Annotated in this window: 17 protein-coding genes; 5 read left to right on the top strand and 12 right to left on the bottom strand. The window is 72.0% G+C overall.

What is annotated here, in order from left to right; all coding sequences use genetic code 11:
* Window positions 1–4 precede the first annotated feature (4 nt).
* The 3 genes from nagA to LNK82_RS32845 all read right to left on the bottom strand — a co-directional run bounded on the left by nagA (window position 5) and on the right by LNK82_RS32845 (window position 3034).
* Window positions 5–1162 (bottom strand): N-acetylglucosamine-6-phosphate deacetylase, encoded by a 1158-nt coding sequence (nagA, locus tag LNK82_RS32855; protein WP_230570790.1) that lies wholly within the window; start codon window positions 1160–1162, stop codon window positions 5–7.
* On the bottom strand, window positions 1159–2064 hold the full coding sequence (locus tag LNK82_RS32850) for an ROK family protein (protein ID WP_230570789.1): 906 nt from the start codon (window positions 2062–2064) through the stop codon (window positions 1159–1161). Before LNK82_RS32850 ends, nagA begins: the two co-directional genes overlap by 4 nt.
* A gap of 391 nt (window positions 2065–2455) precedes the next feature.
* Window positions 2456–3034, bottom strand: a complete 579-nt coding sequence (locus tag LNK82_RS32845) for a SigE family RNA polymerase sigma factor (RefSeq protein ID WP_053714368.1) — start codon at window positions 3032–3034, stop codon at window positions 2456–2458.
* Between the two features lie 66 nt (window positions 3035–3100).
* Here LNK82_RS32845 and LNK82_RS32840 point away from each other — a divergent pair, with 66 nt between their 5' ends.
* On the top strand, window positions 3101–3379 hold the full coding sequence (locus LNK82_RS32840; RefSeq protein WP_230570788.1) for a YciI family protein: 279 nt from the start codon (window positions 3101–3103) through the stop codon (window positions 3377–3379).
* On the opposite strand, the gene LNK82_RS32835 is transcribed toward LNK82_RS32840, so the two are convergent.
* Window positions 3376–4239: an SDR family oxidoreductase gene (locus tag LNK82_RS32835; protein ID WP_308257365.1), complete on the bottom strand. Its 864-nt coding sequence runs from the start codon at window positions 4237–4239 to the stop codon at window positions 3376–3378. The two genes, LNK82_RS32840 and LNK82_RS32835, sit on opposite strands and share 4 nt — an antisense overlap.
* Before the next feature lie 73 nt (window positions 4240–4312).
* Window positions 4313–5245, bottom strand: a complete 933-nt coding sequence (locus LNK82_RS32830) for an aldo/keto reductase (protein ID WP_230570787.1) — start codon at window positions 5243–5245, stop codon at window positions 4313–4315.
* Window positions 5246–5354: 109 nt separating this feature from the next.
* Between LNK82_RS32830 and LNK82_RS32825 the strand changes: the two genes are divergently transcribed.
* Complete coding sequence (locus LNK82_RS32825; protein WP_230570786.1) at window positions 5355–6179, top strand: TIGR03620 family F420-dependent LLM class oxidoreductase; 825 nt, start codon at window positions 5355–5357, stop codon at window positions 6177–6179.
* On the opposite strand, the gene LNK82_RS32820 is transcribed toward LNK82_RS32825, so the two are convergent.
* Window positions 6176–6463, bottom strand: coding sequence for a DUF427 domain-containing protein (locus LNK82_RS32820; protein WP_230570785.1), 288 nt, complete (start codon window positions 6461–6463; stop codon window positions 6176–6178). The genes LNK82_RS32825 and LNK82_RS32820 overlap by 4 nt on opposite strands.
* 94 nt (window positions 6464–6557) lie before the next feature.
* Between LNK82_RS32820 and fbaA the strand changes: the two genes are divergently transcribed.
* Entirely contained in the window at window positions 6558–7592 is a 1035-nt protein-coding gene (fbaA, locus tag LNK82_RS32815) for a class II fructose-bisphosphate aldolase (protein ID WP_230570784.1), read from the top strand.
* 60 nt (window positions 7593–7652) lie between these two features.
* On the opposite strand, the gene LNK82_RS32810 is transcribed toward fbaA, so the two are convergent.
* The 3 genes from LNK82_RS32810 to LNK82_RS32800 form a co-directional block, all read right to left on the bottom strand.
* Window positions 7653–8819: a serine hydrolase domain-containing protein gene (locus LNK82_RS32810; RefSeq protein WP_230570783.1), complete on the bottom strand. Its 1167-nt coding sequence runs from the start codon at window positions 8817–8819 to the stop codon at window positions 7653–7655.
* A gap of 145 nt (window positions 8820–8964) precedes the next feature.
* The gene (locus LNK82_RS32805; RefSeq protein WP_230570782.1) at window positions 8965–10146 is read right to left on the bottom strand and encodes a serine hydrolase domain-containing protein; all 1182 of its coding nucleotides are present in this window, start codon (window positions 10144–10146) and stop codon (window positions 8965–8967) included.
* A gap of 67 nt (window positions 10147–10213) precedes the next feature.
* Window positions 10214–11329, bottom strand: coding sequence for a hypothetical protein (locus tag LNK82_RS32800; protein ID WP_230570857.1), 1116 nt, complete (start codon window positions 11327–11329; stop codon window positions 10214–10216).
* 295 nt (window positions 11330–11624) lie between these two features.
* Between LNK82_RS32800 and LNK82_RS32795 the strand changes: the two genes are divergently transcribed.
* Complete coding sequence (locus tag LNK82_RS32795; RefSeq protein ID WP_230570781.1) at window positions 11625–12032, top strand: DUF3151 domain-containing protein; 408 nt, start codon at window positions 11625–11627, stop codon at window positions 12030–12032.
* A 4-nt stretch (window positions 12033–12036) separates the two neighbouring features.
* Window positions 12037–13119 (top strand): FUSC family protein, encoded by a 1083-nt coding sequence (locus LNK82_RS32790; protein ID WP_230570780.1) that lies wholly within the window; start codon window positions 12037–12039, stop codon window positions 13117–13119.
* A 37-nt stretch (window positions 13120–13156) separates the two neighbouring features.
* On the opposite strand, the gene LNK82_RS32785 is transcribed toward LNK82_RS32790, so the two are convergent.
* The 3 genes from LNK82_RS32785 to LNK82_RS32775 form a co-directional block, all read right to left on the bottom strand.
* Entirely contained in the window at window positions 13157–13405 is a 249-nt protein-coding gene (locus tag LNK82_RS32785; protein ID WP_230570779.1) for a hypothetical protein, read from the bottom strand.
* A gap of 6 nt (window positions 13406–13411) precedes the next feature.
* Window positions 13412–14071: an HNH endonuclease family protein gene (locus LNK82_RS32780; protein ID WP_230570778.1), complete on the bottom strand. Its 660-nt coding sequence runs from the start codon at window positions 14069–14071 to the stop codon at window positions 13412–13414.
* A 111-nt stretch (window positions 14072–14182) separates the two neighbouring features.
* A complete protein-coding gene (locus tag LNK82_RS32775; RefSeq protein ID WP_372470705.1) occupies window positions 14183–14857 on the bottom strand; it encodes a diacylglycerol kinase family protein in 675 nt (224 codons plus the stop codon).
* Window positions 14858–14862 lie beyond the last annotated feature (5 nt).

Raw genomic sequence — 14862 nt, 5'->3', positions numbered from 1 at the left:
CGGCTCAGTCTTTCACCCACGCGCCCCGGCTCATCACCTCGCGCGGCTTCAGCTCCGCGTCCAGCACCACGACGTCGGCCGCGAGACCGGCGCGCAGCTCACCCGTGCGGCCCTGCAACCCGAGCAGCCGGGCCGGCCGGGTCGAGGTGGCGTGCACGGCCTCCTCGATGGTCAGGCCGCACGACTGCACCGCGTTGCGGAACGCCGCGTCCATGGTCAGCGTGCTGCCCGCGAGGGACGCGCCACCGGCCAGCGTCGGCACGCCGTCCACCACCCGCACCTCCAGGCCGCCCACGTCGTAGACGCCGTCGCCGACACCCGCCGCCGCGATCGCGTCGGTCACCAGGACGGTCCGGTGCACGCCCGCGTGCCGTGCGGCGAGGCGGACGGCGGTCGGGTGCAGGTGCACCAGGTCGCAGATCAGCTCGACGGTGACGCGCTCGTCGTCCAGCAGCGCGCCGATCGGGCCGGGCTCGCGGTGGTGCAGCGGGCGCATCCCGTTGAACAGGTGGGTGGCCACCGTCGCGCCCGCCTCGACGGCCGGCCGGATCTGCGCCTCGGTGGCGTCGGTGTGGCCGATCGCGGCCAGGACGTCGTTGGCGACGAGGTGGCGCACCGCGTCCACGCCGTGCTCCAGCTCGGGCGCGACGGTGATCATGCGGACCGCGCCGCCGCCCGCGTCGAGCAGCCTGTCGATCGAGGCGCGGTCCGGCGGGCGGAGGATCGCCGGGTCGTGCGCGCCGCACCGTGCGGCGGACAGGAACGGGCCCTCCAGGTGGATGCCCGCGACCACGTTGTCCCGCACCAGCTCGGTCAGCGCCTCGACCTGGTGGGCCAGCTCCGGGATCGGCCTGGACACCAGGCTCGCCAGCAGCGTGGTGGTGCCGTGCCTGCGGTGCGCGTTCGCCGCCTTGATCACCCGGGCCGGGTCGGCGCTGGTGAACGCCTCACCGCCGCCGCCGTGGCAGTGGATGTCGACGAAGCCCGGCACGAGCCAGCCGCCGTCCACGTCCGTCGTCGGGCCCTCCGGTGGCGCCCCCTCGCCGACGGCCGCGATCAGGCCGTCCCGCACCGCCACCCACCCCTGTTCGAGCACCCCGTCGGGCGTGACGACCCGACCACCGGTCAGGGTCACGTCCACGGGTCCACCCCACGTGCTCATCTCTCCTCCAGCATGTCGATGGCCAGCAGCGCGGCCCCGAGGCACCCGGCCTCGTCGCCCAACGCGGCCAGCCGCAGTTCCGGGCGTCGCTGGAACGTGATCAGCTCGTCCAGTCGTCCGCCCAGCGGATCCGTCAACTTCGGACCCGCCAGCGCCAGTCCGCCGCCGAGCACCACGGCTCGCGGCCCCAGCAGCGCGGCTACCAGCAGGATGCCCTTCGCGAGCGCGTCGACGGCCTCGCGCCACACCGCCGCCGCGTCGTCGTCACCCTCCGTGAGCAGCCTGGCTACGTCCGCCGCGCCGTTGACCTGGCGGTTCGTGCGTTCGGTGTAGCGGCGGGCGATCGCGGCGCTGCTCGCCCGTGCCTCGACACAACCCGTCTGGCCGCAACCGCACGGGTCGCCGTGGCCGACGTCCACGTGCCCGACCTCGCCCGGCGCGGAGGAGACCCGGCCGTCCAGGACGAGGGCGGCGGCGATGCCGGTGCCGATCGGCATGATCACCGCGTCGGTCAGGTCGCGGGCGTTGCCCTGGCGCAGTTCGGCCAGGCCACCGGCCCGCACGTCGTGGCCGAACGCGGTGGGCAGGCCGGTCGCCGCCGCGATCCGGTCGCGGAACGGGTAGTCGGCCCAGCCGAGGTTGGCCGAGTAGACGCCGGTGCCGGTCACCTCGTCCACGATGCCGGGCACGACCAGGCCGACCGCCTCGACCGGGTGTTCGGAGGCGGCGCGCAGCCCGGCGACCAGGGCGGCCACGTCCTCGACCACGGCGTCACCGCCGGGCCGGGTCCCGCGCCGCTGCTGCCTCACCGCCACCACCCCGCCGGGCTCGCCGGCGACCAGGGCCGCTTTCGTCCCGGTACCGCCGACGTCGACGGCTATCACGTGCCTTGTGCGCGCCACGAGGACCGATACTGCGGCATCGGACCACCATTGGTCTATACCAAGTGTCCGATTGGGCGAGTCCGGTGTGGCCGCGCACGTGCCTCGGGTGCCGCTCGCGTGCCTATCGCGAGTTATCCACAGGCGGCGGTCTGCGGGGTGGTTCTGTCGGTTCGTAGTGGCAGGATCAAGAACAGGGATCCCCTGGGCGGGGACCCCTGCGAAGCGAGGTCACGGCGGGTCGGGCGGGCGGCAGTGTTCTGCAAGCCGGTGCTCAGGGGCGGAAGCGCTGCTTCGAACTGGCTCGAACGGATCCGCGGCCCGGCCACCTGCCACGTCAAACGCGCCGCCCTGCTACCAGGTCGAACTCGCCATCGAGCGCCGGCTCCGACGACGAACTGCAGGACATCGGCTAGTTGCCGGCCATGATCTTCTGCAGGGCGTCGAGCGCGCGGCTGGCGGTGCTCTTCACCGTGCCCTTGCTGATGCCGGTGGCCTCGGCGATCTCGGCCTCCGAGAGGTCGCCGTAGTAGCGCAGCACGAGCACCTCGCGCTGCCTCGGCGGCAGCTGGGACAGCGCCCGCACGACCGCCTGGTGCTCGGCCGTGAGCATGGCGAGGCTCTCCGCCGAACGCGCGTTCGCCACGTGCGGCGGGGTGTAGTCGCGGGCCGTCTTCCGCCGTCGGAGCACGCTGCGCGAGCCGTTGACGACCGCGGTCCGCAGGTAGCCGACAGCCGCCTGCGCGTCACGCAGGTTCTTCCAGTTCCGGTACAGGCCGGTGAACGCCTCCTGGACGACGTCCTCCGCCGTGGCGGGCTCGTCGACCAGCAGCAGCGCCAGCCGGACCAGCCGCATCCGGTGCTGGCGGTACAAGTCCTCCAGCGTCAGCGGGCCGGTCGGGGCCGGTGCCGCGCCGTCCTGGATCCGCAGGTTCGTCAGCGTGTCCTGCACACGCGCGATGCCGCCGCTGTTCCGATCGGGACCGACCACGGAAAAGACGTTACCTCCTCAGGGGGTAGCTTCGGTGCGGCGCTGCACAACGGAGGTGGGCATTCGATGGCACGGTTCGCGGTCGAGTTGGTGTTCGGCGACAACCAGGACGAGCGGCTGGCGGTCCGGCCCGCGCACCGCGAGTACTTGGGGACGCTGGTCGAACGGGGTGTGCTGCTCGTCTCCGGCCCCTACGCCGACCAGTCCGGCGCCCTGCTGGTCTACGACGTCGCCGACGAGGCCGAGCTGCGCGAGGTCCTCGCCGCCGACCCGTACACGCCCGCCGGCGTCGTCAAGGAGACGCGCGTGCACGAGTGGCAGGCGTTGACCGGCGTCTGGCTCTAGCCCTTCTTGGACGCGGCGGCGGCCGTGCCGCCCGGCCCGACCAGGCCGGACAGGTCGTTCGCCGCCATCTCGCGGTCGGCGGCGGGCACCGACTTCGACGCCTGCCGGTCGACCACCTTCGGGGTGAACGCGCGGAAGAGCTTCAGGCCGCCGACCCAACCCGGCACGTGGACGGCCTTCGACCGGCGGGTGATCGCCCGGACCACCGCCCTGCCGACGTCGGACACCGGGTACTTCTTGCCCGCGAGCCCCGGCATCCCGCTGCGCAGCGGGCCGAAGACGGGGTGCTCGTCGGCGCTGTCGACCATGTCCGTGGAGATCCACGAGAAGTACGCCACGCCGACGTCCACGCCGAGGTGCCGCACCTCCGCGCGCAGGCTGTCCGCGAACGCCTCGCAGCCCGCCTTCGCGGCGGAGTAGGCCCCGTTGCCCGGGATGTGCACGATCGCCGCCAACGACGACACGACGAGGCAGTAGCCGCGGCTCGCGATGAGGTGCGGCAGGCAGGTCCGGACCGTGCGCCACACCCCGAGCAGGTTGACCTCGATGACCCGTTCGAACGCCGCGGGGTCCATCGATCGGATGAAACCGGTGGCGGCGATGCCCGCGTTGGCGACGACCACGTCGATGCCGCCGTAGTGGTCGACCACGCCGTTCACCGCGGTCTCGAGCGCCTCCCAGTCGGTGACGTCGGCCTCCCACGCCTTGCCGCCGCACTGCTCGGCCACCTGCCGCAGCCGGTCGCCCTCCAGCCCGACCAGGGCGAGCTTCGCGCCCTTCGCGGCCAACCGCCGCGCCACCTCCGCGCCGATGCCCCTCGCCGCGCCAGTGATCAGGACAACCTTGCCCGCAACGTCCACGGTGACCTCCTCAGCCCGCTCCAGCCAGGGAGGTCACCGTAACGCAACTTACCGCCAGTAAGCTACTGGAGAGTTAAACGGCGCTGGCCGTGGTCAGGGCCGCCACCTCGTCCGCCTTCAGCCGCAGATCCAGGGCCGGGAGCAGGGCGGCGAGCTGGTCGGTGGTGCGCGCCGACGCGATGGGCGCGGCGACCGTCGGCTGCTCCGCCAGCCACGCCAGGGCGACCGCCGCCTGGGTGGTGCCGTGACCGGCCGCCACCTCGTCCAGCGTCGCGAGGATGCGCAGGCCGCGGTCGTCCAGGTACTTCGACGCGGCGGCGGCCCGCGCGCTCTCCACCGTGACGCCCGGCCGGTACTTGCCGGTCAGGAAGCCCTTCGCGAGGCCCCAGTACGGCGCGGACGCGAGCCCGTGGTCGGCCACCGCGCGGGACAGCTCGCCCTCGTAGGAGCGGTCCACGAGGTTGTAGGGCTGCTGGAGCGCGACGAACCTGGCGAAGCCCTCGCGCTCGGACACGGCCAGCGCCGACGTGAGCCGCTCGGCGCTGTAGTTGGACGCGGCGACGTGCCGGACCTTGCCGGCGCGGACCAGCCGGTCGAACGCCGCCAGCGTCTCCTCCTGCGGCGTGTCGAGGTCGTCCTTGTGCGCGTAGTACAGGTCGATGTGCTCCACGCCGAGGCGGCGCAGCGAGTCCTCCGCCGCACGCTCGATCGTGGCGGCCTTGAGGTCGTCCAGGCCCCGGAGCATGCCGACCTTGGTCGCGACCACGATCGAGTCCCGGTTGCCCCGGTCGCGCAGCCACCGGCCGATGATCCTCTCCGACTCGCCGCCGACGTGGCCCTCGGCCCACGCCGAGTACGAGTCGGCGGTGTCCACGAAGGTGCCGCCGGCGTGCGCGAAGGCGTCCAGGACGGCGAACGAGGCGTCCTCGTCGGCGGTCCAGCCGAACACGTTGCCACCCAGGCACAGGCGCGACACGTCGAGGTCGCTGGTTCCGAGTTTCGTCATGTCGCGAAGCTAGGCGGGCTGGTCCATTCGCGCCGAATGGAGAAGTCAGGACTAAATGGTGCCGCGGCGCGGTTGGCAGTCGTCAGCACCTAGTTCGCGGGGAGACGAAATGACGGTCGAGTTGGGCAGGTACGGCGTGTGGGACCGGGCCGCGCGGTGGGTGGGCCGCGGCGAGGACGCCGCCGAGCTGGAAGAGCTCGGTTTCGGCGCCCTGTGGCTGGGCGGGTCGCCGGACGGCAGCGTCATGACCACGGTCTCCGAGCTCCTGGACGCCACGGAGAAGATCACCGTGGCGACCGCCGTGATGAACGTCTGGACCACACCGGCCGGCGAGGTCAACGACGGCTACCGGGCGCTGGCGTGGACCGACCGGTTCCTGGTCGGCATCGGCACCGGGAACGGTGAACTCGTGGGTGAGGTGCATCACAGCCCCTACCAGAAGCTGATCCACTACCTGGACGAGCTGGACGTGCCGCGCGACCGCCTGGCGCTGGCCGCGCTCAGCCCGCGGCTGCTCCGGCTCGCCGCCGCCCGGACGAGCGTCGCCCACCCCTACCTGGTGACGCCCGACTACACGGCGAGAGCGCGCGAGACCGTCGGCGCGGGCGTGCTGCTCGCCCCCGAGCAGCACGTGGTGCTGGAGGAGGACCCGGCACGGGCCCGTGACCTGGGCCGGGAGGCGTTGGCCGGGTACCTGGGCAGACCGCACCACACCCGCAACTGGCTGCGGAACGGCTTCACCGAGGACGACCTGGCCGGCGGTGGCAGCGACCGGCTGGTCGACGCCCTGGTCGCGTGGGGCCCGGTCGAACGGGTCGCGCGACGCCTGCGCGAGCACCACGGCGCGGGAGCCGACCACGTGGCCGTCCAGGTGGTCGGCTCCCCCGACGCCCAGCAGGCGTTGCGCGACCTCGGGGACGCGTTGCGGGACTAGTTCTCGGTGATCTCCACGCCGTTCCAGAACGCGACGTGGTCCTTGATGTTCGCCGCGGCCCCGCTCGGTTCCGGGTAGTACCACGCGGCGTCGGTGTTGTCCTGACCCTTGACGTGCAGGGTGTAGTAGCTCGCCTTGCCCTTCCAGTGGCAGACCGACGTGGTGTCCGACGGCCTGAGGTACTGGGTGTGCACGGACTCCAGGGGGAAGTAGTGGTTCCCCTCCACCATCTCGGTCTTGTCGCTCTCGGCGATGATCTCGCCGTTCCACCGTGCGATCGCCATGACACCACTATGCCGTTGATCATCTTCGCTCGCCGGCCCGTGCCCGTAGGATGCTGCCGACACCGCGTTCCGGGCACCCGAGGAGGACCCACCGATGCCCATCGCAACCCCCGAGGTCTACGCCGAGATGCTCGACCGCGCGAAGGCGAACGAGTTCGCCTACCCCGCGATCAACGTCACCTCGTCCGAGACCCTCAACGCGGCCCTGCGTGGTTTCGCAGAAGCCGAGAGCGACGGGATCATCCAGGTCTCGACCGGTGGTGCCGAGTTCGCCTCGGGCACCAAGGTCAAGGACATGGTGACCGGCGCGGTTGCGCTGGCGGAGTTCGCGCACGTGGTCGCCGAGAAGTACCCGGTGAACATCGCGCTGCACACCGACCACTGCCCGAAGGACAAGCTCGACGGCTACGTCCGGCCGCTCGTCGCGATCAGCCAGGAGCGGGTGGACCGCGGGCTCAACCCGCTGTTCCAGTCGCACATGTGGGACGGCTCGGCCGTGCCGCTGGACGAGAACCTGAAGATCGCCTCGGAGCTGCTCGACCTCACCGCCAAGGCCAGGATCATCCTCGAGATCGAGGTCGGCGTGGTCGGCGGCGAGGAGGACGGCGTCGCGCACGAGATCAACGAGAAGCTCTACACCTCGCCCGAGGACTACCTGAAGACGGTGGACGCCCTCGGCGCCGGTGAGAAGGGCCGCTACCTGGTCGCGGCGACGTTCGGCAACGTGCACGGCGTGTACAAGCCGGGCAACGTGAAGCTGCGCCCGGAGATCCTCAAGCAGGGTCAGGACGTGGTGGCCGAGAAGCTGGGCCTGCCGGCCGGCTCCAAGCCGTTCGACCTGGTCTTCCACGGCGGCTCCGGCTCGCTGCTGGAGGAGATCCACGAGGCGGTGACGTACGGCGTGATCAAGATGAACATCGACACGGACACGCAGTACGCGTTCACCCGGCCGATCGTGGGTCACATGTTCGCCAACTACGACGGCGTGCTCAAGGTGGACGGGGAGGTCGGCAACAAGAAGGCCTACGACCCGCGGTCCTACCTCAAGGCCGCCGAGCAGGGCATGGCCGCCCGCATCGCCCAGGCGTGCGAGCACCTGAAGTCGTCCGGCCGCATGATCGCCGGCTGAGACGCCCCCGGCACGGCGAACGGCCCCCTCCCACTCCGGGAGGGGGCCGTTTCGCGTGCGCTACTTGCCGTACATGCGGCAGACGGCCGCGGTGAACAGCTCCAGCTCGATCTCGTTGTTCTCCGGGGCGAAGCGCTGGACCCGGGTGGTGAGGACGGTGACGTTCCGGGTGCCCGTGCGGTCGCTGAAGCTGTAGGTGGAGTAGCCCGGCAGGCCACCGGTGTGACCCCAGACCGTGCCGCACCGGGTGGCGGCCTCCATCACGCCGAGGCCGTAGCGGACGGGGCCCGAGCCCTGCGGGACGGTGTCGAGCATGGCCCTGAGCTGGTCGCGCGGCAGCAGCCGGCCGGAGAGCAGGGCGGACTGGAAGCGCTGCCAGTCGCGGCTCGTGGAGGTCATGCCCGCCGCCGCCCACATCGAGCTGAGGTCGATGCCGGTGACGTCCACGTGGTCGTGGTGCTCCGGACCGGCGAAACCGAGGCCGGGCGGGGCGCCGGGCGGCAGGTGCGGCGCCAGGTGCTCGGCGTCCGGCTCGTACCCGTGGGCGTGGCGGCCGGGGAACGTCGCGTCGGTGGACAGGCGGGTGTCGGTGAGCCGCAGCGGCCCGGTGACGCGCCGTCGCACCAACTCGCCGTAGGTCTGGCCGGTCGCGCGCTCCAGGACCATGCCGACGAGCGTGTAGTTGGTGTTGCTGTAGTCCGACCGCTCGCCCGGCGCGAACAGCGGCGGGTGCCCCGTGGCGACGGCGACCAGCTCCGCGGGCGGCCAGTGGCGCGGCTGCTGCCCGGTGACCAGGCCGAACAGGCGCGGGTCGTCGAGGAAGTCGAACAGGCCGCTGGTGTGCTTGAGCAGCATCTCCAGCGTGATGGCCCGACCGTTCGGGACGACGCCCGGCAGCCACTTCTCCACGGGGTCCTCCAGCGCCAGGACGCCCTCGGTGACGAGCTGGAGGGCGATCGTGGCGGTCACCGTCTTGGTGTTCGAGGCGACCCGGAACTGGTCGGTGGGCCGCAGGCGGTGGTCACGGACCGTCCAGCGCGCTTGGCGGACCAGTTCGGTGACCCGGCGGCCGTCGTCGACCCGCACGACGACGCCCGGCGCGCCCGCCGCGACGAGCTCCTCGGCCAGGCCGGTGAGCTCGTCGGTGGCGGACGCGGTGACGGCTCCGGCGCTCGCCAGCGCGACGGAAGCGACGGCCGCCGTCGCCGTGCGTAAGAGTGTCCGCATGGATTCCCCCTCGGGATCAGGACTGGCCCGATCGATCCTCGGAGAAGCGCGCGTGCGGCGGAATCGGTCCGTCACTAGTGTTTCGCGGGGGGTTGACCCCACCTTGGACTGGTCAACGGCCGGCCCGGATGCGTCCCCTCGGGTGCTACTTGCCGTTCATGCGGCAGACGGCGGCGTCCACCAGCTCCGCCTGCGCGACGGCCGCGTCCGGTGCGGCGAGGGCGAAGCTCGTCGTCATCAGCACGGTGACGGTGCGGGCGCCGGTGACGTCGGCGTAGTTGTGGCTGCGGTAGCCGGGGAAGCCGCCGGAGTGGCCCCAGACCGTCCCGCAGGACGTCTTGACCTCCATGACGCCGAGGCCGTAGCCGTTGGCGCTCGTGCCGCCCTGGGGCACCGCGTCGCGCATCTCCGCGAGCAGGTGCCGGGGGATGAGCCGGCCGGACATGAGGGCCGTGAGGAACCGCTGCCAGTCCTCGGCGGTGGAGATCAGGCCGCCCGCGGCCCACGCGGGGCTCAGGTCGATCCCGGTCACGTCGACGTGCTCGTGGCGCTGCGGACCGGCGAAGCCGTCGCCCACGGGTTGGCCGGGCGGGAGCAGCGGGCCGAGGTGCTCGGCGTCGGGCTCGTACCCGCGGGCGTGCCTGCCGCGGAACCCGGTCCCGTCGGCGAAGTAGGTGTCCCGCAGGCCGAGGGGTCGCAGGATCCGCCGCTCGGCCAAGTCGGTGTAGGACCGGCCGGTGACGGCCTCCAGCACCGCGCCGATCAGCGTGTAGTTGGTGTTGCTGTAGTCCCACCGCTCACCGGGCGCGAAGAGCGGCGGGTGCGACAAGGCCACGGCGAGCAGTTCGCCAGGCGTCCAGGCGTGCGGCTGCTGCCCGGTGAGCAGGCCGTGCAGGCGCGGGTCGTCGAGGTAGTCGAACAGGCCGCTGGTCTGGCCGAGCAGCATCCTCAGCGTGATCGCCGAGCCGTTCGGCACCACGCCCGGCAGCCACCGCTCGACCGGGTCGTCCAGGCCGACCCGCCGTTCGGCGACGAGTTGCAGGACCAGGGTCGCGGACACCGTCTTGGTGTTGGACGCCATCTTGAACTCGTCGCCGGCCCGGAGCCGGTGGTCCGACAGCGTCCAGCGGGCCTGCCGGACGACCTCCACCGGCCGGCCGCGCCCGTCGTCCACCCGGACGACGACGCCGGGGACGCCCGCCGCCAGGGCCTGGTCGACCGCGCTCGTCAGCCGGTCGGGGCCGGCGGCGGTCGCGAGGCCCGCGGTGGTCGCGGTCAGGGACAGGGCCAGCGCCCCGGCCACCGTCGCGCGGAAGAGTCGGTGCATAGGAGTTCCCCCCAAGGGTTCGGGTGTTGCCCGATCGATCCTCGGGGGGGAACGGGGTTGACCGGAATCAGGCGGCCACCAGTGGTCGGCCGGGGGTCTGCCCCACCCCGACCCGGTCGGCGACCAGCCAGAGCGCGGCCAGCACGACGAACGTCACCGCCGCGGACGGGTAGAGGATCGGCGGCGCGGCGTCCAGCGCCTGCAGCACCCAGATCCCGCCGTAGCCCAGGCCCGTGACGGCCGCCGCGCCGAGCACCGCCGCCAGTGGCGCGGGCAGCCTGCCCAGGTGCGCCGCGTCCACGGCCAGGCCGATGAGCAGCAGGAACACCGGCACGGTCGACAGCGGGAAGTCGGCGACGCCGAGCAGCGGCCAGATCAGCAGGCGGTAGGCGACGTAGCCGCCCGCCACCGCGGTCGCGGCCCACGGCACGCCGATCGTGCGCCGGGCGACGACCAGCACGAGCGCCGCCGCGACCAGGCCCCACACCGGGTAGACCCAGTCGGGGATGGGCAGCGAGAACTGGACGATCGACTCGCGGTCGACGGGCCGGCCGATCTGGTCGGCGGCGAACTGGAGCAGGCTCGGCTCGGCGTACGGGTCGCCGCGGTCCCACGAGGCGATCTCCAGCACGCCGTACTCCTGGTGCTGGTTCGGGAACCACATGTTCTCCAGGAACAGCAACCACAGCCCGGTCAGGCCGAGCACCCGCCACCGGCCGCCCTCCGGATAGAGCTTGATCCACCCGCGGATCGCGCCCGCCATCATGATCGCGGTGCCCAGGTACAGCAGGGCGTGCGAGCCGCTCCACGACGTGATGTCGAGGCCGTTGATCCGGTGGTTGATCAGGTCGATGGGCAGCGCGACCAGGAAGACGCCGGTGCCCCACTGCATCAGCCGCAGCGCGGTCTTGTCCGCGCCGTAGCCGGTGTAGGTGTGGAACAGCGTCAACCCGACCACGATCACCGTGCCCAGGGTGTTGATCAGGTGCGGTGGCGCCAGTTCGTCGCGCAGCCACTTGAAGTGCCAGGCCACGTCCCACGAGGAGCCGATCAGCTTGAGCAGCAGACCGACGAGCCAGAGCTTGTAGAGCGAGGCGACGAGCGCCGGTGGCGTCTCGCGCCCCGACTCGCCGCGCTCCCAGTACTGGTCGCGGAAGCGCGCGACGCGATTGGTTACCCCCATGTTCACCCGCCCATGATGCGTCCCGGCCGGGGAGGCTGGAAGGGTGCCCCGCCCTGGAATTTCCCGGAACATCCCCTAGGGGACGTCGATGACCAGCGCATTCCGGGCACGTCTCATGCTAACAGGTGACCTTCGTTGCTCCGAATGGCCTCAACGGGGAAAGGTGCCGCCCTGAGAGTTCACTGAGAACCGAGGAGGGCGTTCATGGGCAAGAAGGTCGTCGCCGGCCTCATCGTCACCGCGTTGGTGCTGGCACTGGTCGCTGCGGCGGCCCGGGTATTCCTAAGCTGACGGCATGGAGAACCTGCTCGGTCCCGAACCCACGTTGCTGCCGGACCGCCCGGAGGCGCAGGCCGCCGCCGAGGCGGGCACCGACCCGGCCAAGATCGTCCGCGCCTACCCCGACTTCAGCGAGGCGTGGGCGCTGCTCGCCGAGCGGGCGTTGCAGACCGGCGACCCGGTCGCCGGCTACGCGTTCGCGCGCACCGGCTACCACCGCGGCCTGGACCAGCTGCGCCGTTCGGGCTGGAAGGGCCACGGCCCGGTGCCGTGGTCGCACCGCGGCAACCAGGGCTTCCTGCGCGCGCTGGCGGCGCTGGCGCGGGCCGCCGACGAGATCGGGGAGACCGAGGAGTACGAGCGCTGCCGGAAGTTCCTCGGCGACAGCGACCCGGCGGCGCCCGCCGCGCTCGGCCTGAGCTGAGCACGTGGGGGCCGTGCGCGACGAGGTGGCGCGCAGGCTGAAGCGGTGGCAGAGCACGGCCTTGCCGATCGGCCAGGCCGCGCTCGCCGCCGGACTGTCCTGGCTGGTCGCCACCGAGGTGGTCGGCCACGCGCACCCGTTCTTCGCGCCGATCGCCGCTGTCGTCTGCCTCGGCGTGTCGCTGGGGCAGCGGCTGCGGCGCGTCGTGGAGCTGGTCGTCGGCGTGTCCGTCGGCGTCGGGGTCGGTGACGTGCTGATCTCGTTGATCGGCTCCGGGCCGTGGCAGATCGCGCTGGTCGTGGCGCTGGCGATGTCCACGGCGGTGCTGCTGGACGGTGGCGCGGTGATCGCGCTGCAGTCCGGCTCGTCGGCGGTGCTGGTCGCGACCCTGCTGCCGCCGAGCGCCGGTGGCGGTCTGGACCGGATGGTGGACGCGCTGGTCGGCGGCCTGGTGGGGCTGGCCGTGACGGCGCTGCTGCCGGCGAACCCGCTGACCGTGGCGCACCGGCAGGCGAAGGTGGTGTTCGGCGAGCTGACCGAGGCGTTGCGCGGCGTGGCGACGGCGGTGTCGGAGGCCGACGCCGTGCAGGCCGCCGGGGTGCTGGCGCGGCTGCGCGACAGCCAGGAGGCGGTGGACGAGTTCGCGTCGGCGTTGAAGACCGGCGGCGAGATCGCCACCATCGCGCCGATCCGCTGGCGGCGGCGGCACGAGCTCGGCCGGTACGAGACAGCCGCCGCGCCGGTGGACTACGCGCTGCGCAACACCAGGGTGCTGGCCCGGCGGGCGTTGGCCGCGCTGCGGGACGGCGAGCGGATGCCGGACGTGCTGCCGGACGTGCTGCGGCGGTACGCGGACGCGGTGGACGTGCTGCGGGCCGAGCTGGGGCGCGGTGACGAGCCGAAGAAGGCGCGTGCGGCGATCTGCGAGGCGGCGGCGTGCGCCACGGCGCAGCACCTGGGCGGCGAGGGGTTCTCGACGAAGGTGGTGCTGGCCCAGGTCCGCTCGGTGGCCGTGGACCTCTTGCAGGCCACCGGTCTGTCGAGGGCGGACGCCGCCGGTTCGCTGCCGCCGCTGACCCGGAGGTGAACCGCCGCGGCCGCCCGGGCGCGGCGGCGGCGACGGTCTACCCCTCGGGTCGGTTCAGCACGCCGAGCAGGACGGCGTGCACCGCCTCGTGGTCCTTCTCGTCGGCCAAGCGGCACGACGCGCCGGTGACGGCGTACCACTCCTCCGCGCCCTCGTAGCGCACGAGCGCGCGCAACTCGCCGTTGTCCAGCGTGGTGCGCAGCTCCAGCTCACCGGTCACCACGCCGACTTCGTCGGTCATGACGCCGCCCGGTCCGGCCACGAACGCGGAAGAAAGGTCAGCCATCGGTTGTCAGCACCTCCCGAGCATGCTTTGCAGAGCAGACTTCTCCGCCGAGTTCACGCTCAAACCCCACTTGTACTTCGAGCGCGTCCACATCTTCGCGTAGGTGCAGTGGTACGAGGTCAGCGGCGGCTTCCAGAGCGCCGGGTCCTGGTCGCCCTTGGCCTGGTTGACGTTGTCGGTGACGGCGATGAGCTGCGGGTTGGTCAGGTCGTTGGCGAACGACTGCCGCCGCGACGTGGTCCAGGACGACGCGCCGGAGCGCCACGCCTCGGCCAGCGGCACGACGTGGTCGATGTCGACGTCGGACGCCGCCGTCCACGTCGCGCCGTCGTACGGGCTGTACCAGCGGCCGGACGTGGCCGCGCAGCTCGAATCGGTGACCACGTTCGTGCCGTCGCGCTTGAGCACGGTCTCGCGGGTGTTGCAGGCGCCGGACACGGTGCTCCAGTGCGGGAACAGGTCCCGCGAGTAGCCGCTGGTCGAACCTTCGGTGGCCACCCTCAGCGCGGCCAGCTCCGACAGGGCGGTGCTGGTGCTCGGGATGTTCGGCGGCGTCGCCTGGGCGGGGGTGACCAGGCCGACTGCCAGCACACCAGCCAGGAGCAGGGAAAAAGCCGGAAGTCGCAGGGATGCGGTGAACCGCGCGGCTTTGTTGACCGTTGACATAATTCCGACCTTCCTAGTTGGAAGCTGTCGGAATTACCTTGGGTCAATTCTCCTTCCGTTACAACGCTTTCGAGTGACGCCTGAATGGCGGGCGAGAAAATTCCTCCGTCACTACAACCCGCGGACCAGTCGTAGTTCTTCCGTGTGGCGGTACCAGGTCCACTTGCCCATCGGCCGCGGGTGCGCGACGCCGTCCGAGTTCACCTGCACCGGCAGGCAGCCGAGCTGGAACGCGCGCGCCGACGTGCTGGTCACCTTCCGCCCGAGCAGCCGCTTGTGGATGACGCGCACGACCAGCCCGAGGCCGCCCTCGGGGTCCGGGGTCACCTCCAGCCGGGACGCCTGACCCCGGAGCACCACGGTGTCGTCGCCGTAGCCGACGCCGCGCACCGGGCCGAGCGAGCCGAGGCCGACGAGCACGCCGCCGACGTCGTCGCGGACCAGCGGCACCCGGTCGGGGTCACCGGACAGCGCGAGGTCGAGCGCGCGGCCCGGGTCCGTCGGCAGGCCCCACAACTTGGCCACCTCGGACCGCGGGTCGGCGGGCACGTACCCGATCGGCACGTCGGCGAGCCGTTCGGCGCGCAGCAGCCGCAGCACGACGGCGTTGAGGTCGCCGTCCGTGCCGTGCACGACGAGACGTTTGTCACCCGAATCGGCGAGAACCGCGTCCACCTCGGCCTTTCCGGGCCGTTCCGCCACGTGGCGGACCTCGAAACGGTCACCGTCCGTGATCATTGGCAACTGCGAGTTTCCGCAGGCCAGCACGATTCCGCGCACCTTCATCTCCT

The sequence above is a fragment of the Saccharothrix luteola genome (genome assembly GCF_020859565.1).
Classification (GTDB): domain Bacteria; phylum Actinomycetota; class Actinomycetes; order Mycobacteriales; family Pseudonocardiaceae; genus Actinosynnema; species Actinosynnema luteola.
Note: the sequence above shows the minus strand (reverse complement) of the source record. Positions and strands in the feature narration are given on the sequence as shown.